Below are 21,918 nucleotides of genomic sequence, written 5' to 3' on the forward strand. Positions count from 1 at the left end.
ACGGAAAAGAGTCTGTTATACTGGCCGGGTTGTTTCTCTCACCCAGAACCGGGATCAGCCATACCATGAAAAAACTGTTTGCTACCCTCACCCTGATGAGCTGCTCTTTTGGACTCCTGGCACAAGAAACCTTGCCACTTCAGTCCGGCCAACTGCTGGACAGCAACCCCGTCAGCAAGGTAGTGCTGCAGGAAGGCCAGAGCAAAACCAACGTCTGGTTTGCCGTGGAAACCCATCGGGTTGAAGGTTCTTCCAACCACAAACTCAGCAACTGCACTCTATCCACTGATCTGGCACTCGAAAATGGTCGCCTGAATCTGCAGACCCGTCAAATGCGCTGCATCAGCACTGAAGGCGAGATCTTCACCGACAAGGCCATTCAAGCCGAGTTAACCGCCAGCACCAGTGAGATCTGCACTTCCTCCGGTGGCAGCAAGTGCTCGGAAGTCACCCTGCAGGCCGGTCAGAACTATGTCTTTGAAGTACGCAAAGACACCAACCTGATCGCAGAATACAACCCATCACGCGAAGTAAACCGCATTCGCATGGAACAAGGCTTCTGAGAAGCCCGCCTTGACTCAACGAGCAGAGGCCAGGGCACGATAACGCTGCTGAGCCTCTGTCACCTTCTTGATATAACCTCTTGCCTCTGCACTGGGGTGATTCCTGTGCAGGCGGTCATAAACCTGTTGTGGTGTCAGCTGGTTAATCACATTAATGGCCTGACGCCGATCCGAGTGAAAGGTTCTCAACACGTTTCCAGCCCCGCCATTGTAGCCAGAAATGATGGCGTACTCTTTTGACAGGGGATGACGAATATCTTTCAGGTATATATCGCGAAGAATGGTGATGTAAGCCGTACCGGTATCAATGTTATTGGCAGGATTAAACAAGTAGTTGCGGGTTGGCTGATCATTACGCTTCTTGATGCGCTCGAATACATCACGCCCGGCAGTGGAAGGCACTATCTGCATTAAACCATAAGCCGGAATGTGGCTGGTGGCATAGGGGTTAAAGTGGCTTTCGGTTTCCATGATGGCATAGATCAGCGTTTCATCCACGTTATAACGCCGACTGGCATCCCGCACCAGATGTTCATACTGGTGACCACGCACCTCTGTATGGTTGGCAATCAGCGGAATCTCCACACGATAAACCACATGCCCATTACGCTGCAGCTGCTGAACTTCGTTATTCACCAGATGATCAGCAAAACGATTGGCCCGCCACTCCCAGCGCACCGGCTGTCCTTCATGATCCAATACCTGACCTGCCAGCAGTGCCGGACCTGAATAACTGATGGATTTGTCACTGTAAATTTCGGGATTGTCGGCATCATAGGGTGTCAGAAGGGTTGTCACGATGGCTTCCTTCAGGCGCTGACGCGGATTTTCCTGATCCACCGTTTCAACAATAATGACACCCTGATCAAAGTCCATTTCACCACGACTTTGATAAGAATCGGTGTACTTCACAAACTGGTGCGCTGATGCAGCAGTAACAGCGGTACTACCCCACCGCTGACGAACCTGTTGCTGCAGTTGCCCAACCTGCTCGCGATACTCTTTTACTTCCTGCTCCAAACGAGCAATGGTTTCACGCTGATCTTGCAAGTCTTCAGCCAGGTTGGGGTAACGATCCAACCAGGTCGCATGCTCTGGTGGCACTGCTTCCTGCTGCCGTGCCGCCACTGCCGCAGTGGTGGCTGCTGCAGCCGGTGCTGCAGATCGGGTAGCAGGTGCAGTTGAAGGAGGAGGAGCAAGGCTTTCAACGTCCAGTTCAGTGTCGTCACCCAGGGGCACCCCCTGCTGAGGGTTGGCTGGCCGTACCTGCACCCGGGTTTCACCCTGAGGTGGCGGGGGTTGCTGCTGCTGTCGGGGCGCAGGTACTGGAGTTGGCCGAGGTTGGGCCTGGGTACGTGGCACAGGTGGTGGTGGTGTAGCAGAGGCACCAACACTGACATGGCTGGATGTGCCATGGTTGATACCCCCCTGGCATCCTGCCAGCAGTAAACTCATCAACAACACAAAACCTGGGCGGGCAGGCCAAGTACAACGTCTAGTTAAATGCATTGTTTTCCCTGTGCTTGAACAAGAACTGCTCGATTATAAACGAAAGATTGTCTCACATCAGTCATTGGCACTGCGTGACAGCATTGTTTTGTCTCTCTATAATCACGGTACAGTCAGAAAAAAGATCCGACACTCCACCCTGCTGCTCATCACCCTGATGACGCCTCAAAAGGAATACCGGCATGGTACTGCCATCGGTTGACACAACCCAGAGCCAATGGCCCCGCAAACAGGGTGGGACAGACACGTCCGCAAAAAAGCGTAGTGAACCTTCGGTTGAACACACAGGATCGACCAAAACTCTCACCAACCCGGATGACAACCTTGCCTCCACTGGTGCCACTGGCAAAAATCAGCTGCAGGCCCTGCCTGAAGAAACCTTTGACCTGAATGATGACGAGGCATCAAGCACCCCTGATTTCAAGGTTGAACTGACCGGCAAAACCCTGGAAATTGAGCAGGCAGAAACACCAGTGCTTGCTGTAGAAGCACCTGTTTACCCCGAAGAAGCCCGGCATGGTCGCAAACGCCCGGTGCTGCCCTTCACCTTTGCTTTTGGCATTCGCCGCCCGATGGCTGTTGCCGTCATGATGCGAAACCCCATTCTCGGTGCTGATGCACCGGAAAGCCGTAATCAGGCCATTCAAGACACGCTGGATCTTGCTGCCACCAATCGACTGCCTTACCTGAAGGGTGCTCAGCTCAATCTGGTCGCCTGATACCCTGGAAGCATCTGATTAACTATTACGCTTGCCCATACTGCGTTGAAATTGATCTCAAATGCTCATTTACTTCGTGTAAACTCCGCTTATTCAATCAATTTCGCCTTGTCTTGCCTACGCTCATCACGCTGACCAAAAGCTTCCTTGTCAATAGCTTCCGCCAAAAACCTGTAATTAATTCCTGCTGCCACTTGACACCTCTGCAAGCATGACTTAACTTTCAAACATACGTTTGAACTCTGGATCAGAGACCAAAACAAACACAACAACCCGCTGAACAAGCCCGAGGTCACCATGCCGACTTATAAAGCCCCCCTGCGCGACATGCGTTTTGTGATGAATGAATTGCTGGACTTTGAAGGTCATTACCGCACCCTGCCAGGCGGCGAAGAAGCCGTTGAAGTCATCGATGCAATTCTGGAAGAAGGCGCAAAGTTTGCCGAAAACGTGCTAACCCCCCTGAACCAGGTGGGTGATCAGCAAGGCTGCAAACTGGAAAATGGCGTGGTCACCGTGCCAGAAGGTTTCAAGGAAGCCTACCAGCAGTATGTAGAAGGTGGCTGGCCATCCATGAACCAGAATCCTGAGTACGGCGGTCAGGGCCTGCCCCACTCACTGGGTATGGTTCTGAATGAAATGATCTGTTCTTCCAACCTGGCCTGGGGCATGTATCCCGGTTTGTCCCACGGTGCCATGAGTGCCCTGGAACACCACGGCACGGAAGAACTGAAACAGACCTACCTGACCAAGCTGATCGAAGGCCGCTGGACCGGCACCATGTGCCTGACCGAACCCCATTGTGGTACTGACCTTGGCCTGATCAAGACTCGCGCTGTGCCCCAGGCAGATGGCAGCTACCAGATCAGCGGCACCAAAATCTTCATCTCTGCCGGTGAACACGAACTGTCTGAGAACATCGTCCACCTGGTACTGGCCAAGTTGCCTGACGCACCAGAAAGCACCAAGGGTATTTCCCTGTTTGTGGTGCCAAAATTCCTGCCCGATGCCCAGGGTGAAGCCGGTGAGCGCAACGCAGTTGTTTGTGGTTCCATCGAACACAAGATGGGTATCCACGGTAACTCCACCTGCGTGATGAACTTTGATGACGCCACCGGTTATATGGTTGGTCAGCCAAACAAGGGGCTGGCGGCCATGTTCACCATGATGAATGCTGCCCGTATTGGTGTGGGTATCCAGGGCCAGGGGCTGATTGAAGTGTCCTTCCAGAATGCTCTGGCTTATGCACGCGACCGCCTGCAGATGCGTGCCCTGTCCGGCCCGAAAGCACCAGAGAAGTCTGCTGATCCGATCATTGTGCATCCTGATGTGCGTCGCATGCTGCTGACTCAGAAAGCCTTCAGTGAAGGTGGTCGTGCACTGATTTTCTACACCGCTCAGCTGGTGGATACCGTTGAACACGGCAATGAAGAACAGAAAAAGGAAGCCGATGAAATCCTCGGCCTGCTGACTCCGATTGTGAAAGCCTTCCTGACCGAAGCTGGTTTTGAAGCCACCAATGAAGGTGTACAGGTATTTGGTGGTCACGGCTTTATTCAAGAGTGGGGCATGGAGCAGTTTGTTCGTGATGCACGCATCACTCGCCTGTATGAAGGCACCACGGGTATCCAGGCACTGGATCTGCTGGGTCGCAAGATCCTGATGAACCAGGGTGAAACCCTGCGCAAGTTCACCAAACAGATTCACAAATACTGCCAGTCCATCAGCCAGCAAGAGTCCATGCATGACTTTGCCAAGCCCTTGATTGAGCTGAACAAGGAATGGGGCGAACTGACCATGAAAATTGGCATGAACGCCATGAAAAACCGTGAAGAAGTGGGTGCCGCTTCGGTTGATTACCTGATGTACTCCGGTTATGTGGTCATGGCCTACTTCTGGGCTCAGATGGCTGAAATTGCCCAGAAAAAACTGGCCGAAGGCACCAGCGAACAAGCCTTCTACCAGGCCAAACTGGATACCGCTCGCTTTTATTATGCCCGCCTGCTGCCGCGGACTCGCGCCCATGCAGCCGCCATGACTGCCGGTGCCGACACCCTGCTGGCCATGGAAGAAAGCGCCTTTGGCCTGGGTTTTGAGGTTTAAGGCCTGGCCTGGCATTAAAATTTGATTGTTGCTGCAAAATCCTGGAAACCTCTGATTAATGTCACGAGCGCAGGTTAGGCAAGGCGAAATTGGCTGAAAAAGCGGAGTTTACACAGAGTAAATGAGCATTTTGAGGCCAATTTCAACACAGCATAAGCCAGCAAAATAGTTAATCAGAGGCTTCCTTGATTAAGATTTTTCTCTGAGGTAAGGGTCTTGGGGTGGCTTCGGCCACCCTTCTTTTTTTATCTGTTGCCTTGCAGCAAAAACTTGCCACAAATCCTTAACCCTTGGTTACTAAGCTGCTAATCTGGTCTGAGATACCAAGAACCCACAGGTCACACAGGGTTCTTGTGCAATGCAGCAAAGACAGTAAGCTAGCGCCACTAAAAGTTATTTTGTACAACAGGACAGAGGTACTGAACTATGGCAATTTACAAGGCTCCCCTTCGCGACATGCGTTTTGTGCTGAACGAAGTCTTTGAAGCAGACAAGCTCTGGGCTTCGATGGAAGCCACGCAGGAAGTCACCCCGGATCTGGCGGATGCGATCCTGGAAGAAGGCGCCAAACTGACCGAAAACGAGCTGTTTCCGCTGAACCGCAGTGGTGATGAAGAAGGCTGCCGTTTTGAAAACGGTCAGGTATTCACTCCGGCTGGTTTCAAGGAAGCCTACAATGCTCTGGCTGAAGGCGGCTGGATGGGGCTGGGCGGTAACCCGGAGTACGGCGGTCAGGGTATGCCCAAGATGCTGACGGTGCTGTTCGAGGAAATGCTTTATGCTGCCAACGCCTCCTTCACCCTCTACCCCGCATTAAACAGTGGCGCTGCCCTGCTGCTGGACTCCCACGCCAGTGATGCCATTAAAGAAAAATACCTGCCAACCCTTTATGAAGGCCGCTGGATTGGCACCATGTGTCTGACTGAACCCCATTCAGGCACTGACCTGGGGCTGATTCGTACCAAGGCAGAACCCAATGCCAACGGTACCTACACCATCACCGGCAACAAAATCTGGATCACCGGTGGTGAGCACGATCTGGCCGAAAACATCATCCACCTGGTGCTGGCCAAACTGCCAGACGCCCCGGCGGGTACACGCGGCATCTCCCTGTTCCTGGTACCCAAAATCAAGATCAATGAAGACAACAGTCTGGGCGAGTTCAACAACGTCAACTGTGGTTCGATTGAGCACAAGATGGGCATCAAGGGTTCAGCCACCTGCGTGATCAACTTTGATGGCTCTGAAGGCATCATGATTGGTGAACCCAACAAGGGTCTGGCAGCCATGTTCACCATGATGAACTATGAGCGTCTGTCGATTGGTATTCAGGGTCTGGGTCTGGGTGAAGTGGCCTACCAGAGCGCCATGGATTTTGCCAAAGAGCGCCTGCAATCACGTGCTCCGACTGGTGCCAAATGCCCGGACAAACCCGCTGACCCGATTCTGGTGCACCCGGATGTACGCCGTATGGCACTGAATGCCCGCGTATTCAACGAAGGCAGCCGTGCTTTTGCATCCTACGTGGGTATGCAGCTGGACATCAGCAAGTACCACGCCGATGAAACCACCCGTAAACATGCCGCTGATCTGGTTGCTCTGCTGACTCCGGTTGCCAAAGCCTTCATCACTGACCGGGGTTTTGATGCCACTGTAGAAGCTCAGCAGGTTTATGGTGGCAGTGGTTACTGCCGTGAGTGGGGCGCGGAGCAGTATGTGCGTGATGCCCGTATTGCCCAGATCTATGAAGGCACCAACGGCATTCAGGCCATGGACCTGATGGGACGCAAGGTGTTTGCCAATAACGGTGAATTCCTGAATATCTTCATCAAGGACGTGCGTGAGTTCCTGGCAACTGCCAGCGGCCAGAACGGCATGCAGCCCTGGGTTGCAGCACTGGAAACTGAGCTGAAACGCCTGGAATCCGTGACTGCCGCAGTGATGACTGCTGCCAAGGAAAACCCCGAAGAAATCGGTGCTGCGGCTGTTGACTACCTGAACCTATTTGGCCTGGTGGCTTATGCCTACATGTGGGCACGCATGGTTTCTGTGGCACAGCAGAAGGTGGATGCAGACTCTTCCGGCTTTTATGCCAACAAGATTCTGGCCGGTAACCACTACCTGAAGCGCGTACTGCCACGCACCCTGTCGCTGGAGCAACAGATTCTGGCCGGCGCCGAGGTATTGATGGCTATGGAAGAAGAAGCCTTTTACGGCAACTGATGCTGGACGCCTCAAGAGCCCTCGCTATTGCGGGGGCTTTTTTTATCGGTTCAGCTCAGATTCAATCCGGTTACAAGCCTCCAGCAGTTTCTCAAAAGGCACCGGAGGACTGAAGTAATAACCCTGCACCAGATTACAGTTGCAATCGCGCAGTATCTGCAGCTGCTCAACCTGCTCCACACCCTCGGCAACAACATCCAGATTCAGCTTGGCTGCCATGGCACTGATGGCTGAAACAATCGCCACATCATCCCTGTCTGTTGTCACGTCCTGCACAAACGAACGATCAATTTTTAATGAGTGAACCGGCAGTTGCTTCAGGTAACTGAGCGAAGAATAGCCCGTGCCAAAGTCATCAATCGACAACGCAATGCCCAGCTGCTCGATTCGGTGCAAAATCGGCAAGCTCTGGTCCATCTGATCCATCAGGGTGCTTTCAGTGATTTCCAGTTCCAGGCAGCGAGGCAACAGCTGATGCTGGCTGAGCAAGGCATCCAGATAATCAGGAAGTTGTTCGTCTTTTAACTGCCGGGGAGAAAGATTCACAGCAACATAACCCGGTTGGTTGCGGCTGGTATTAAAAACAGCAATATCACGACAGGCCTGTTCAAGCACCTGATGACCCAGCTCAACAATCAAACCGGTTTCTTCCGCCAGGGGAATGAACTCCGCTGGTGAGACCATGCCACGCTGGGCATGCCGCCAACGCACCAGCGCCTCAAAACCAACCACGCGTTTTTGTTGTAAATCCACCTGCGGCTGATACCAGACTTCAAAGCTGCGATCCTGCAATGCCTCTCGCAGCTCCGTTTCCAGCTCCAGTAAACGTGAGGCATGCACATTCATTTCCGGAGTGTAAAACTGCCAGGTGTTACGCCCATCACTCTTGGCCCGATACATGGCCAGATCAGCATTTTTCAGCAACTCGGCCGGGTTCTCACTGTCCAGCGGCGCCAGCGTAATGCCAATGGAGGTGGTGACAATCACACTGCGGCTACCCAACTGAATGGGCAGCGCCAACTGTTCAGTGACCTTGCGAGCTACTTGCGCAGCCGCTTCCGGATGCTGCACATCCTGCAACAACAAGGTGAACTCGTCACCACCGAGGCGCGCCACCGAATCTGATTCACGCACACACCGACGCAGGCGCTCCGCCACGGTGGTCAAGAGCAGATCACCGGCATCATGACCCAGAGTGTCATTGATCCGCTTGAAGTGATCCAGATCCAGATAAAGCAGTGCACACTGGGTATCGTGCCGCTTTGCCAGTCGAATCGCCTTGTGCAGTTGCTGGCGAAACAGGCGGCGATTCTCCAGTCCGGTCAAGGTATCATACAGTGCCAACTGCTCCATCTTCTGGTGGGTCAACTTTAATTCCGTGATGTCCTCAGCCACCAGCACAAAATGAGGTTGATGCTGGCGGGCATCCAGTTGCACCGGTGAAATGGAGATCATCATCCAATAGTGATGCTGACCGGGCAGGCGCAGCTTCAATTCACCACGCCATTTTCCCTGCTTACGCAAAGCAGAAAGGATCTGCTGCTTCTGGCGAAGCGTTACACTGCCATGCAACAAGCGCAACAAGGATTGCCCCTGCAGCACTGACGCAGGCTGTCTGGACAATTCCCTGAAGCGGGCATTGGTGTAACGAATCAATCCCTGAGCATCACTGATCAATACCGCACTGCCACTGTGCTCCAGTGCATTGGACAACAACTGCAATTGACGCTGCTGCTCGCGCTGAGCCGTCATGTCAATTGAAACACTGAGAATGGCAGGCTGACCATCAGTGTCATTAAAGTGCAGCTTGCTGGTCTGCCAGATGCTTGGCCCGTCCTTGCCAGGTAAAACCTCTTCTTCCATGAAGCTGGCATCACCACTGCTCAACAGACCACGCTCACGCTTCAGGAATTGTTCATAAGCCTGATTGTCACCCGTCAGCTCCGCCAGATTCCGGCCCAGCATTCGCTCCGGTGAAACATGGAAAAAACGACCTGTGGCCTTGTTTGCCAGGATAAAACGCCCCTGTTCATCGCGGGCATAAATCATGTGTGGCACCAGGTCGATCACCTGACGCAGGCGGTTTTCACTGCGCTCGCGGGCATTGATCAGACGCCACAACTGATGCGCTGTGAACAAACCAATAAACAGCATCAGCATCAGCACCACCATCAGCGGCATGATGGCTGATTGCACCAGCTCCTGACCGGGACGAGGCAAGGAGTAATGCAAAAACAGTGGCGACTCACCAGCATCAATCGGCACGCTGTAGCGGTCTTCTCCACTGATAATGATCCGGTGAGGTTTCAGCTCCATATAAGGCAGCTGGTACAGCTCCTGCCACTGGGCAAGCAAGGGTTGATCCAGTGGTTGAACCAACCATAAAAGATAACCATCCACCTCTCGAAACTGGTAAAAAAAAGCAGGATCATAACCCGCCAGACCGCTTGCCTGGACATGCTCAGGGACAGCACTCAGCAACTCAGAAGTCAGCATCTCTTCTGATGAACAGCGACCACGCAAAAATGGTTCATCTTCGCGTTTCCATAACAAACACTGATGTTGCAGCTGGAAGGGCAATACTTCAAGAAAGCTGGTCACTGGCAGGCTGGTATACAGCACATTCAGTCGATCCAACTGCTGCAGCATACGCTGCTGCTGGTCATGAAAGGCATAATCCAGCTGTTGTTGCAGTTCAAGATGGGCGCGACGATCCGTGCTGTTTCCAAGGATCAGCAGGGCAAAAACGACTGCCAGCAACGAACTACCGGCAATAAACAGGAAAGGAATAAGTACCCGAAAAGGTAACATGCAGCTTACACCCTGGGCAGGTCTTCTGGTTCCAGCCCAAACCACCCCGAGGTTACCGGGTCGTTAAAAAAGGAGCGAATTATACATCAACAGCTTGTTAATACCATGTTCATGGGACTATTTGTTGGACAGTTCGCAGGGTTATTCATGGCAAAAAAAAACAGCTGCACCAAGCTCCCTTCAGTAGGATAAACAAGGTGCAGCTGTTTTTATTGGTTGGTGCGGACGGAGAGACTCGAACTCTCACACCTCGCGGCGCCAGAACCTAAATCTGGTGTGTCTACCAATTCCACCACGTCCGCAGATATCCTGAACATCGGATATCCAGCAAAGTGAGCGGCATTCTATAGCAACCACCCGTCAAGTCAAGGGCTGCTGGCTGTTTCAGTGGGCGTTTAAAGGCTCCAGGGACAAAAAACCGGCCGCTGCTTCTGCCGTTGCAGACTCCAGCCAGGGCAGATGCCCCAGGCAAGGAGCTGGGATCAGTTGCAGCAGGCTTTGCAAGTTGGCTTCTTCTTGCAGCATTGGCTCTGGCCCCTGGCTGGAGGCAATCCAGCCAGCGAGCGGCAAACCATCCCGCTGTATGGCTTCCACAGTCAACAGGGCATGATTCAGGCATCCCAGCTTCAGGCGCACCACCAGTATCACCGGCAGTTGCAGCGCTTTGGCCAGACCTGCCAGCGTCTGGCCCGGCGTCAAGGGCACCCGCCAACCACCGGCACCCTCCACCAGCGTCAAGTCAGCCCGTTTCATCAACTGGCCTCGCACCAGTCCGGCCAGGCGCTCCAGATTCAGGCTACGCCCCTCTTCCAGCGCCGCCAGATGCGGGGCAATGGGTTGTTTCAGTAATACCGGGTTCACCTCGGCATAAGCCGGTTGCAGGCTGGACACCGCCTGCAGGGCCAGGGCATCACTATTGGTCCACCCCTGCTCAGTCTGCTCTGCACCCGCAGCCAGCGGTTTTAATCCCAGCGTGGACCAACCCTGACTGTGTGCCAGTTGCAGCAGACCACAACTGGCCAGGGTTTTACCGGCATCCGTATCCGTGCCGGTGACAAAAAAGGCTTTTGGCATCCAATCTTTCCAGATTCACATGAGTTCAGGGTTTACGCAGCTGCATGATCAGCAGCTGGTAGGTCAAGGGCAATCCCTGTGGACTGCGATACTGTTCAAAACCGGCTTGAAGGCGCTGCCACAGGCCGGGAGTCAGACCCCGGGTTACTGAAGCAGCACCGGCTCCCACTGCCCGTACCGAAGCCAGCAAACGACGGGCATCAGCATAATAAAAGGTCTCACGACTGACTGTCATCTGCAGGGCTTGCAAGCCGCTTTGCTCCACCCAGTCCTGATAAGCTGCCAACCGGTGAAAGGGCAATACCTGGCTCTGCAAACCTGTTTGTGTCCAGACCTGATCAATTTCCTGCAGGCTGCCGGGTAACAGGGTGGCAATGCAGGCCGTGCCACCGGGCTGCAACACATGACGCATCTCCTGCAACACCCGACAGGGATCTGTACACCACTGCAACATCAGGCTGGAAAACACCAGATCAAAAGTGGCACTGGGCAAAGGCAAGGCGGCGGCATCAGCCTGCAACCAGCCAATGGATGACCTGTTTGCAGTGACACTGCGGGCTTCACGAAGCATCTGCTGGCTGAGATCCACACCCAGAACCTGAGCCTGTGGATAAGCTTCTTCCAGTTGCCGGGTCCAGTGCCCCGGCCCACACCCCAGATCCAGCACTCGTTGAGCGTGTATGGGTCGCAAAGCCCAGAGCTTGCTTGTCATCTGCACCTGTGCCTGTGCCAATTGCAGATAAGCGTTTGCCCCTCGATCAAAACAGGCTTGCACCGGGCGGTTCATAACCCCTGACTCCTGCGCCAGCGGCTTAACTGATCAACCAGTGCCTCAGGCTGCTCCAGCCAGGGAAGATGCCCTGCATCGGGTATCACTGACCAGCTCACATCAGGGAAATCCTGTGGTAACTGCTGCCAGTCAGGGCACAAGGGATCTTGCGCACCACGTAAAAACAGCAAAGGACAAGGCGGTTGCTGTAACACCTGGCTGTTATCCAGTTGCTGCAGCAACACCAGACCACTTTGCAAGCTATCCTGAGGCAGCAAGGCCGGGCCGCTTGCCATGGCAATCAACTCAGCCGCAGCGCTGGCATGGCTTTCAACCTGCAACTGCCAGTTCATGAAGTGGATCCAGGCACGCCCGGCATCCCGCTGAAAGTTGCGATGAAACAGTTTTAACTCCGATGGATGCAATCCACACATCAAGGGTGGCTGCTGCACAAAAGCAGGTCCCATACCCAGGCACACCGCCCCCTTGATACTGGTATTCAGGGTTGCCTGCTGTAACAACTGTCCCAACACCAACCCACCCAGCGACCAGCCCAGCCAGATGGCCGGTTCGGGATGCATGTTTTGCAGGCATTGCAATAACGGCAAGGAATCACCCTGGGCCGCCAACTGCCAGATTTTCGGATCACTCGGCCAGTCCAGCAGCCGTACCGGTACCGAAGGCTGTTCAACGGCCAGGGCATTCGCCAGTGGCTGCATCGCTGCGGCAGGCATGCCCCAACCGGGTAACAGCACCCAGGGCAGGGAAGACTCAGGCATCAACAGCTTCCTCCTGAAATGCCAGTGGTTCCTGCTGCTGCAACTGCTCCAGCTCATTCAGCAGTTGATCCACCTGGTGCATCTGATGACTGGCCGTCAGAGTGATGCGCAAGCGGGCCTGACCTCTGGGAACCGTGGGCGGGCGTATGGCCATCACCAGCAATCCGGCTTCCCGCAAGCGAGCCGACCAGTGCAAGGCACGCGCACTGGAACCCAGCAACAAGGGTTGAATGGCCGTGTCTGAAGGCATCAGGGGTAAACCCAGCTGTGCCGCCCGGCGACGGAAATATTGAATCAAATCATGCAAATGCTGACGCCGTTCAGGCTCTTGTGCCAATAAATCCAGCGCCTTCAGGGTTGCCACGGCCAGCGCCGCAGGCTGGGCAGTGGTGTAAATGTGAGTACGGGCAAACTGTTGCAGGTAATCGATCACCACCTGATCAGCAGCAATAAAGGCACCGGCCGTACCCAGCGCCTTGCCGAGCGTGCCCATCAGCAAGGGCACCTGGCTGGCTGGCAGCGCCGCACCACAACTGCCCTCACCCTGTGAACCCAGCACACCCAAACCGTGGGCATCATCCACCATCAGCCAGGCCTTGTGACGCTGGCACAAGCGGGCCAGACCCGCCAGATCCGCCTGATCCCCATCCATGCTGAAAACACTGTCGGTCACCACCAGGGTCTGGCCGTCATGTGGTTTATCCAGCAACTGTTGCAGGTGGTTTGAATCCAGATGTTGATAACGGCGAAAGTTCGCACCGGATGCCAGCCCGGCATCCAGCAAGGATGCATGATTCAGACGATCCTGCAGCACCCGGTCACCACTGCCGAACAGTGTCTGAATGGCGGCCAGATTGGCCTGATAACCACTGGAAAACAGCAATGCCGCTTCACGCCCGGTCAATGCAGCCAGGCGCTCTTCCAGTTGCCGGTGTGGCAACTGATGACCACAGACCCGATGTGAAGCACCACTGCCCACGCCCCACTGAGAAGCGCCTTCAGCCAAGGCCTGTTGCAAACGAACATCAGCCGCCAGACCCAGATAATCATTGCTGCTGAAATTGATCAGCGACTGCCCTTCAACCTGCACCACCACTCCCTGAGCGGATTGCAGCAGGGGGGGCTGACGCCACAGGTGTTGCTGGCGACGCTGTTCCAGTCGCTGTTGCAGGTGACCGTAATCCGGCATGGTGTCAGATCACCAGTCCACAGGGTTTGCGGCTGCGCTCACTGTCCTTGCGGGTGGCATCCTGAAACAGGGACTGGTTGGCCGCCAGTACATCCTGCAGGGCCGCTTGATGCACACTTTCATCAACCACCGCCTCTGTCTGCCGACTGTTGATGCCCAGCTTGCGGAACAGGGTCTGGTCTTTTTGTGCCTCGGGATTACCGGTGGTCAGCAGTTTGTCACCGTAAAAAATCGAGTTGGCTCCGGCAAAAAATGCCAGTGCCTGCGCCGTGTCATCCAGTTTTTCACGCCCGGCGGACAGACGAATGCGAGACGCCGGCATCATGATCCGCGCCACCGCAATGACCCGGATGAACTCCAGCGGCTCCAGATCTTCAACAGCTTCCAGTGGCGTGCCGGGAACCTTCACCAGCATATTCAGCGGCACACTCTCCGGGTGCGGTTGCAGGCCAGCCAGTTGTTGCAGCAAACCCATGCGATCTTCATTGCCTTCACCCATACCCAGAATACCGCCACAGCAGATTTTCATGCCGGCCTTGCGCACCTTGTCGAGCGTATCAAGCCGGTCACTGTAAGTACGGGTGCTGATGATTTCGCCGTAAAACTCAGCCGAGGTATCCAGATTGTGGTTGTAATAATCCAGACCGGCATCAGCCAGGGCTTCGGCCTGCCCATCCTTCAGCATGCCCAGGGTCATGCAGGTTTCCAGACCCATGGACTTCACCTCACGGATCATGTCCAGTACCGCAGGCATGTCCCGGTCAGCCGGAGAACGCCAGGCTGCACCCATGCAAAAACGACTGGCTCCGGCCTGCCGGGCGGCACGCGCCTGTTCCACCACTTTGCTGATCTCCAGCAGCCTTTCTTTTTCCAGACCTGTGTTGTAATGCGCGGACTGGGGGCAATACTTGCAATCCTCCGGACAACTGCCGGTCTTGATCGATAACAGCGTCGAGACCTGCACATCGTTGGCGTCAAAGTATTCACGATGAACCGTGTGAGCACGGAACAACAGGTCGTTGAAAGGCAGGGCAAAAAGGGCAGCAATTTCTTCACTGCTCCAGTCGTGGCGCAAAGCGGTCATGGCAGAAGTCCTGTAAACCTGAAAAACACAGTTGGTTAACAAGGATGATGCTGGAGCAGGGATAATGCTGTCAACTTATATACGAACACAGGTTAACAAACTGGAGCGAAGCCTGTTCCAACTGCACCGTAAAAGCCGTCGATTGCTGCCCGGCGAATGCCTGATCTGCAGCCAGCCGGTCAGCCATGAGCGGGATTTATGTGATGCCTGCAGCAGCGACCTGCCACACAACACCCCCTGTTGTGATCATTGCGCCGAACCTCTGGCACTGCAGTTGCCCAGAAATCACACCACCCACCTACTGTGCAGCCGCTGCGGCAAACAACCTCCGGCCTTTGATCGGGTGATTGCGCCCTGGCGTTATGCCGCTCCGGTGGATCAATTATTATGGGGCTTCAAATACCAGCAACAACGCACCGCCGGTTACCTGCTGCTGGACCTGCTGCTGCAAGCCCTGCAATACGAAACCCTGGATCAGGATGCGCTGCTGGTGATTCCAGGCCAGCAACAAAGAATCCGCGAACGCGGTCTGCACGCACCGGCCTGGCTGGCCAGACGCCTGGCACTGGCCACCGGACTGAATTATCAACCCAACTGGTTGCAGCGCCAGCGTGACCTCCCCAGCCAGCAGGAACTGGGACGCAAGGCACGCTGGCTGAACCCCAGGGATGCCTTCACCGCCAGTCCTGAAGTGGCAGGAAAACGCCTGTTGCTGCTGGATGATGTGGTCACCACCGGTGCCACCGTGCACTGGGCCAGTGAAGTGCTGAAAGCGCAGGGTGCGCGTGAAGTGGTCATCCTGGCTGTTGCACGGACACCGACCTGAATCAAACACGCTCAAAGTGACGAGCTACCGATGATCGGTAGCTCGTGGCGTACAAACAGGCAGGTTCAGTTGCTGAACAGGTGGCGGGCGATGATGACTTTCTGAATTTCGCTGGTGCCTTCATAAATGCTGGTGACTCGGATGTCACGGGCAAAACGCTCCAACGGGTAGTCCTTCATGTAACCATTGGCACCCAGCAATTGCAGGGCGGCATAACAGGCACGATTGCCTTTTTCGGTTGCCATCAGTTTGGCCATGGAAGCCTGCTGGGCAAAGGGTAAACCGGCCTCTTTTAATGCCGCAGCCTGCAGGGTCAGCAAACGGGCAGCTTCCATTTCCGTGTAGTGTTCGGCCAGCATCCATTGCAGTCCCTGAAACTCAGCCAGGGCTTTACCAAACTGTTTGCGCTCCTTCACATAATCCCTTGCATAATCCAGTGCGGCTCCGGCAACACCCAGTGCCAGCGAGGCAATGCCAATCCGGCCACCGGCCAGCTCCACCACCGCTATCTTGAAGCCCTGATTTTCCTCACCCATCAAGGCATCCAGTGGCACACGACAGTCCTTGAACACCACCTCGTGGGTGCCGGAACCCTTCTGGCCCATTTTCTGTTCGGGTTTACCCACCTCAATGCCGGGGCTGTTCGCCGGTACCAGAAAACAGGAAATGCCCTTGCCCTTGGGTGCATCCGGGTCAGTCACTGCCCACACCACATACACCCCGGCAATGGCGGCGGTGGAAATCCACACCTTGCTGCCATTCAACACCCAGCTGTCGCCATCGCGCACGGCACGGGTTTTCATCGCTGCAGGGTCAGAGCCTGCTTCGGTTTCGGTCAGGCAGAAACTGCCGCCGTAGTATTCACCGGAACAGAGCCTGGGCAGGTACTGCTGTTTCTGCTGTTCACTGCCGATGGCCTGAATCACTTCAGCCACCATGTTGCTGACTGATACCGACACAGCAGTGGAGGCACAGGCCCGCGCCAGCTCAGTGATCGCCAGTGAAAACGCCACTGTACCGGCCTGAGTGCCGCCGTATTCGGCATCAATGTTCAGCCCCATGAAACCCAGCTCAGCCAGCTGGCTCAAATGGCTTTTGAGAATCTCCGGATCAGCGGTCTGATCCAGCTCGGCAGCCTTCGGAGCCAACACACCCTCAGCAAACTGCCGGGCCGTCTGCTGGATCATGGCCTGTTCTTCTGTCAGATCAAAATTCATTTTTTTACCCTCATACAGGGTTAAAGCGGCTTTCCGCCAGATCGGTTATTTGCAGAGCGGCTACAGGCATGTCGCAACAAGCAGGCCAGGGATGGACTGCGCAGGGCGTAAAAGCAGGATGCGCCCCGCCCTGAACGCGACACGCCTGTAAACCGCCCCTGACTGACAAGCATCGCAATCACACCATCCGAATGGCACCATCCATACGAATCACTTCACCGTTCAGGTAGGTGTTTTCGATGATGTGTGCCACCAGGGAAGCAAACTCTTCCGGCTTGCCAAGGCGTTTCGGGAAGGGCACACCGGCCTCCAGCTGCTGACGGGCTTCTTCAGGAATACCTGCCATCATCGGTGTACCACACACACCGGGGGCAATGGTCATCACACGAATGCCATGGCGCGACAATTCACGCGCCAGCGGCAGCGCCATACCCACCACACCGGCTTTGGACGCTGCATAACTGGCCTGTCCCACCTGCCCGTCAAAAGCAGCAATCGAAGCGGTATTGATGATCACACCCCGTTCGCCATCGTCCTGAGCCGGCAGTTTTGCCATCGCCGCTGCGGCCAGACGTGCCACATTGAAACTACCCACCAGATTGATGTTGATGCCACGGGCAAAAGCATCCAGATCTGCCGGATTCAGCTCACGATCCAGCAGCTTCTGCACCACCACAATACCGGCACAATTGATCACACCGGACAGGCCACCAAATTGTTTCACGGCCAGATCCACGGCGGTCTGCACCTGCTCGGCGGAAGTCACGTCACAAGGGCTGAACACCGACTTGTCGGCCCCCAGCTTTTGCACCAGTGCTGCACCGGCCTCGGCATTCAGATCCGCCAGTACCACCCGCGCACCCCGCGCCACCAGATACTCAGCCGTTGCTGCGCCCAGCCCGGAGGCACCACCGGTAATCAGAAAGGTTTGTTGATCGATTTTCATGAGCTCATTTCTCTACAGTTAACGATTAGTCCGCCAGATGTCCGGCAACGAATGCTGTTGGTCAGGACGCGTGAATACATCCCTGTAAGCTCTGGCTGCAACTTCCTGTTGCAGACAGCCTGACCCATCAGCATCTCGTGCCATACCGAGCCCTGGCATAGGGCAAGGATGCCCTGCGGCAAGCGAAGCAGGGACTGCGCAGCGCGGCGTTTGAGGCAAGGAAAGCCGAACACGCCGAAAGCAGGGCTCCTTGCCCAATATGCCTACACTCATCAGGTTTCGGTTTCAGCCTGCTTGCGCAGGATAAAGCGCTGGATTTTGCCGCTGGGTGTTTTTGGCAGTGCATCAACAAACTCAATTTCCCGCGGGAAGGCATGCGCCGACAGGCGTTCGCGCACCAGCGCCTGAATGTCTTTCACCAGTTGGTCGCTGGGTTCCTGACCGGCCTTCAGCACCACAAAAGACTTGATGATGTATCCACGCAGTTCATCGGGTTTGCCCACTGCGGCAGACTCTGCCACCGCCGGGTGCTCCAGCACGGTGTTTTCCACATCGGTCGGGCCAACACGGTAACCGGCAGTGGTGATGATGTCGTCATCACGTCCGGCAAACCAGAAGGTGCCGTCAGCATGTTTTTCCACCACATCACCGGTGAGGTAATACTTGCCGTGGAAGGGCTTTTTCTCCTGCCAGGTGTAACCCTGGAAGAAAAATGCCGGAGAGTTTTCCATATCCACCGCCAGCTGACCGGTCTTGCCTGCTTCCAGCTCGTTGTACTCTGCATCCAGAATCGCCAGACGGTAACCCGGCATTGGCATACCCATCGAACCCACCGGAGATTCATGCGTCAACGAGTGATGGCAGCAACAGGTCATGCCGGTTTCAGTCTGACCATAATGATCCATCACACGACAACCCAGGTTATCGCTGACCCAGTTCACCACCTCAGTGTTCAGCGGTTCACCGGCAGAACTGGCCACCCGCAGTGAAAGCTCACTCGCCTTACCATCCAGCAGCCCACTGGATTTCATCATGCGGTAAGCCGTTGGGGCTGAAGCCAGGTTGGTGATCCGGTGTTTTATCAGGAATTCCAGGGTGTTTTCAGCAGTGAATCCGGCTTCGTTGAAGTGAGTGGTGCAACCCAGCAGCAGCGGTCCGGTGATGGCGTAATACAGGCCATAAGCCCAGCCCGGATCAGCCATGTTCCAGAAGCGGTCGGATTCCTGCAGATCGATGGCATAACGCATGTAGATGTAAAAGGCCGGCAACGCCTTCAACGGCACGGCGACACCCTTGGATTTACCCACCGTTCCGGAGGTGAACATCTGCAGGAAGGGTTGTTCGGCATCCAGCACCGGCGCATCACAGGCACTGCTCTGGTCCGCCAGCAGGCTGGCATAATGAACATCACCCCACTGCTTTGCATCCGCTTCACTGCCAATCATCACCATTTTGGGTAGGGTTTTGATCGGTTTGAATTTTTCTCGGTTGTCCGCATCGGTGAACACCAGCGCGGTTTTGGCCTGGGTCAGACGGTATTCAATGGCTTCATAACCAAAAGCGGTGAACAGCGGCTGGTACACTGCACCAATGCGCCAGCTGGCCAGAATCAGTCCCAGCAACTCCGGGGTACGCGACAGCATGGCTGCCACTCGATCACCCGGCTTGACACCCTGGCTTTTTAACAGATTGGCCATGCGACCGGTCAGAGCGTCCATCTCAGCAAAGGTGAGTGTGGTGACCTTGCCCCGAGTGTCTTCATGCACCAGTGCCGGATGATTCGCCTTGCTGCCCTGGGCATGGCGACCACAACACTCGGTGTAAGCGTTAAAGCCCTGCGCCAGGCTGCCTTGCAGTTCAGATTCAACAGCGGCCAGTTGGAACTGCTGCATGAAAGCGGCGTAGTCCTGCGGCTGGATCAGTTTGGATTCGGCCATGGGTGTACCCTCCAGTGTTTCGGTTCTGTTGTTTTTGTATAACCTTGACGTAAACGTCAACTGAGCAATCCAAATAAGGGCGGCCTATAGCCACCCAAAAAGAAAAAACTAGCAAACGCTCGGTTTTTCCCTAGCCTAATTCAGCACCGCCTTCCGGGCAAGTATTTTATGCGGGCTCTTTAATCAAACAGCTGAGGGCTCTCTCAACACCATCGCCACCAGTTCCTGCGCCAGGTCATCCGGGGTCAGCTCTCCATCCGGGTGGTACCACTGCACGGTCCAGTTCAGCGCACCCAGTGCCAGACGACGCTGCAGCCCTTGATCCCCCTTGATCAGTCCTGCTTCATGGCATTCGCTGATGACTTCACGCCAGCTGGTTTCATAAGCATCACGCAGTTCCACCAGCAGATCGCGGGATTCCTGTGTCAGGCTGCGCCATTCATAAATGGCCACCACGTGGGCATCACGATCTTCCAGCAGGGTGGACAGGTGTGCACGGGCCAGTGCATGGAGCTTTTCTTTCGAAGTGCGGGCACTGGCCAGGGTCTGGCGCGCAATTTCCATCGCATGCAACATGCCGGATTCAATCACCGCATAAAGGATTTCCTGCTTGTCACTGAAGTGATGAAACAGGCTGCCGGACTTGATACCCATGGCATCTGCCAGCATCCGCACGGTGGTGGATTCATAACCCTGATCACAGAACAGGCGCGCAGCAATCGCCACCAGTTCCTTGCGTCTTTTGGAGTTCTTGTTTAAGTTCATGGACGATAACTAGCGCTTGCTTGGTTTTATGACTTGTGGGTCACAAACTACCCCTAGCCAAGACATCGGTCAAGCAGCACACTGGAAACAGACAAAATCACGGTGATACGCCCCTTTCCAGTCAATAACTCAGGCGAGTTCGCCTGCTTCCAATACCAACAACAAGAGGTTTATGCCATGCAAGATTCTGTGGTGATTGTTTCCGGCGCCCGCACCCCGATGGGCGGCATGATGGGCTCTTTATCCACCCTGACCGCTCCTGAGCTGGGTGGTGTCGCCATTGCTGAAGCCGTGCGTCGTGCCGGTCTCCAGCCTGCCGATGTGCAGGAAGTGATCATGGGCTGTGTACTGCCCGCCGGTGTCAAACAAGGCCCCGCACGTCAGGCCATGATGCAGGCCGGCATTCCGGTGCAAACCGGCGCGACCACCATTAACAAGCTGTGCGGCTCCGGCATGAAGGCAGTGATGCTGGCCCATGACCTGATCAAGGCCGGCACCAACAACATCATGGTGGCCGGTGGCATGGAAAGCATGTCCAACGCCCCCCACGTACTGACCAAGGCACGCAGCGGTTACCGCCTGGGTCATGGTGAAATCAAGGATCACATGTTCCTGGATGGCCTGGAAGATGCCCGCACCGGCAAGTTAATGGGTGTGTTTGCCCAGGAAATTGCAGATGACAAGGGTTATACCCGTGAAGCCATGGACAACTTTGCCATCAGCTCATTAAAACGCGCCATGACCGCCATTGAGCAGGGCAAACTGAAAGCGGAAACTGCACCAGTCACCCTGCAGACCCGCAAGGGTGAAGTGACGGTGGTTGACGACGAACAACCGCATCAGGCCAACATTGAAAAAATCCCTTCACTGCGCCCGGCTTTCAAAAAAGATGGCACCGTAACAGCTGCCAACTCCAGCTCCATTTCTGATGGCGCTTCAGCCCTGGTGATCATGAGTGAATCCGAAGCCAGGCAACGCGGCCTGAAACCCATGGCACGCATTGTTGCCCACGCCACCAACTCGCGTGAACCGAGTGAATTCACTCTGGCACCGATTGGTTCCATCGAGAAGGTGCTGGCCAAAGCCGGTTGGTCGATGGATGAGGTGGATCTGTTTGAAATCAACGAAGCCTTTGCCGTGGTCACCATGCTGGCGATGGATGGTTTGAACATCCCACACGAAAAAACCAACATCTATGGTGGTGCCTGTGCTCAGGGACATCCCATCGGTTCCACCGGCTCACGCATTCTGGTCACGCTGATGTACGCCCTGCAGCAGGAAGGCAAAAAGCGCGGTGTTGCCAGCCTGTGCATTGGAGGTGGTGAAGCCACTGCCGTGGCCATTGAACTGATCTGATCCCCCCGATCCAGCGGGAACCCTTGAAGGTTCCCGCCTTTACCCCTT

General features: G+C 55.2%; 17 protein-coding genes and 1 tRNA gene. 6 read left to right on the forward strand and 12 right to left on the reverse strand.

The genetic code is table 11. From position 1 onward, the window contains the following. The first annotated feature begins 65 nt into the window (after positions 1 to 65). Positions 66 to 563, forward strand: a complete 498-nt coding sequence (locus tag BT114_RS12325; protein ID WP_143142834.1) for a hypothetical protein — start codon at positions 66 to 68, stop codon at positions 561 to 563. A gap of 15 nt (positions 564 to 578) precedes the next feature. On the opposite strand, the gene mltC is transcribed toward BT114_RS12325, so the two are convergent. Next, complete coding sequence (mltC, locus tag BT114_RS12330; protein ID WP_177247091.1) at positions 579 to 2,018, reverse strand: membrane-bound lytic murein transglycosylase MltC; 1,440 nt, start codon at positions 2,016 to 2,018, stop codon at positions 579 to 581. A gap of 236 nt (positions 2,019 to 2,254) precedes the next feature. On the opposite strand from mltC, the gene BT114_RS12345 reads away from it, so the two are divergent. The 3 genes from BT114_RS12345 (at position 2,255) to BT114_RS12360 (ending at position 7,117) form a co-directional block, all read left to right on the forward strand. Continuing rightward, on the forward strand, positions 2,255 to 2,791 hold the full coding sequence (locus tag BT114_RS12345; protein WP_072326803.1) for a hypothetical protein: 537 nt from the start codon (positions 2,255 to 2,257) through the stop codon (positions 2,789 to 2,791). 297 nt (positions 2,792 to 3,088) lie between these two features. Then, positions 3,089 to 4,894: an acyl-CoA dehydrogenase C-terminal domain-containing protein gene (locus BT114_RS12355; RefSeq protein ID WP_072326805.1), complete on the forward strand. Its 1,806-nt coding sequence runs from the start codon at positions 3,089 to 3,091 to the stop codon at positions 4,892 to 4,894. Positions 4,895 to 5,320: 426 nt separating this feature from the next. Then, positions 5,321 to 7,117, forward strand: a complete 1,797-nt coding sequence (locus tag BT114_RS12360; protein ID WP_072326806.1) for an acyl-CoA dehydrogenase C-terminal domain-containing protein — start codon at positions 5,321 to 5,323, stop codon at positions 7,115 to 7,117. A 42-nt stretch (positions 7,118 to 7,159) separates the two neighbouring features. Here the strand turns inward: BT114_RS12360 and BT114_RS12365 are convergent, their stop codons facing one another. The 7 genes from BT114_RS12365 to bioB form a co-directional block, all read right to left on the reverse strand. Further along, the gene (locus BT114_RS12365; RefSeq protein WP_072326807.1) at positions 7,160 to 9,928 is read right to left on the reverse strand and encodes a sensor domain-containing protein; all 2,769 of its coding nucleotides are present in this window, start codon (positions 9,926 to 9,928) and stop codon (positions 7,160 to 7,162) included. Positions 9,929 to 10,145: 217 nt separating this feature from the next. Further along, positions 10,146 to 10,230, reverse strand: a tRNA-Leu gene (locus tag BT114_RS12370). A gap of 82 nt (positions 10,231 to 10,312) precedes the next feature. Beyond that, positions 10,313 to 11,002: a dethiobiotin synthase gene (bioD, locus tag BT114_RS12375; RefSeq protein ID WP_072326808.1), complete on the reverse strand. Its 690-nt coding sequence runs from the start codon at positions 11,000 to 11,002 to the stop codon at positions 10,313 to 10,315. Positions 11,003 to 11,027: 25 nt separating this feature from the next. After that, positions 11,028 to 11,789, reverse strand: coding sequence for a methyltransferase domain-containing protein (locus tag BT114_RS12380; RefSeq protein WP_072326809.1), 762 nt, complete (start codon positions 11,787 to 11,789; stop codon positions 11,028 to 11,030). Beyond that, positions 11,786 to 12,550, reverse strand: coding sequence for an alpha/beta hydrolase (locus BT114_RS12385; RefSeq protein ID WP_072326810.1), 765 nt, complete (start codon positions 12,548 to 12,550; stop codon positions 11,786 to 11,788). Before BT114_RS12385 ends, BT114_RS12380 begins: the two co-directional genes overlap by 4 nt. Next, positions 12,543 to 13,739 (reverse strand): 8-amino-7-oxononanoate synthase, encoded by a 1,197-nt coding sequence (gene bioF, locus BT114_RS12390; protein WP_072326811.1) that lies wholly within the window; start codon positions 13,737 to 13,739, stop codon positions 12,543 to 12,545. The genes BT114_RS12385 and bioF overlap by 8 nt, the downstream gene beginning before the upstream one ends. A 4-nt stretch (positions 13,740 to 13,743) precedes the next feature. Further along, positions 13,744 to 14,823, reverse strand: a complete 1,080-nt coding sequence (gene bioB / locus BT114_RS12395) for a biotin synthase BioB (protein ID WP_072326812.1) — start codon at positions 14,821 to 14,823, stop codon at positions 13,744 to 13,746. A 64-nt stretch (positions 14,824 to 14,887) separates the two neighbouring features. On the opposite strand from bioB, the gene BT114_RS12400 reads away from it, so the two are divergent. Beyond that, the gene (locus BT114_RS12400) at positions 14,888 to 15,649 is read left to right on the forward strand and encodes a ComFC family protein (protein ID WP_084662242.1); all 762 of its coding nucleotides are present in this window, start codon (positions 14,888 to 14,890) and stop codon (positions 15,647 to 15,649) included. Positions 15,650 to 15,714: 65 nt separating this feature from the next. On the opposite strand, the gene BT114_RS12405 is transcribed toward BT114_RS12400, so the two are convergent. The 4 genes from BT114_RS12405 to BT114_RS12420 form a co-directional block, all read right to left on the reverse strand. After that, on the reverse strand, positions 15,715 to 16,866 hold the full coding sequence (locus BT114_RS12405) for an acyl-CoA dehydrogenase family protein (RefSeq protein WP_072326813.1): 1,152 nt from the start codon (positions 16,864 to 16,866) through the stop codon (positions 15,715 to 15,717). Between the two features lie 178 nt (positions 16,867 to 17,044). Further along, positions 17,045 to 17,812, reverse strand: coding sequence for an SDR family NAD(P)-dependent oxidoreductase (locus BT114_RS12410; protein WP_072326814.1), 768 nt, complete (start codon positions 17,810 to 17,812; stop codon positions 17,045 to 17,047). A 272-nt stretch (positions 17,813 to 18,084) separates the two neighbouring features. Beyond that, complete coding sequence (locus BT114_RS12415; protein WP_072326815.1) at positions 18,085 to 19,749, reverse strand: AMP-binding protein; 1,665 nt, start codon at positions 19,747 to 19,749, stop codon at positions 18,085 to 18,087. A 183-nt stretch (positions 19,750 to 19,932) separates the two neighbouring features. Then, positions 19,933 to 20,514 (reverse strand): TetR/AcrR family transcriptional regulator, encoded by a 582-nt coding sequence (locus BT114_RS12420; RefSeq protein ID WP_072326816.1) that lies wholly within the window; start codon positions 20,512 to 20,514, stop codon positions 19,933 to 19,935. 177 nt (positions 20,515 to 20,691) lie between these two features. On the opposite strand from BT114_RS12420, the gene BT114_RS12425 reads away from it, so the two are divergent. Beyond that, positions 20,692 to 21,870 carry a thiolase family protein gene (locus BT114_RS12425; protein WP_072326817.1) on the forward strand — a complete coding sequence of 393 codons (1,179 nt, stop codon included), beginning with the start codon at positions 20,692 to 20,694 and terminating at the stop codon, positions 21,868 to 21,870. The last annotated feature ends 48 nt before the right edge of the window (positions 21,871 to 21,918 follow it).

Source organism: Marinospirillum alkaliphilum DSM 21637, assembly GCF_900119735.1.
Taxonomy (GTDB): Bacteria; Pseudomonadota; Gammaproteobacteria; order Pseudomonadales; family Halomonadaceae; genus Marinospirillum; species Marinospirillum alkaliphilum.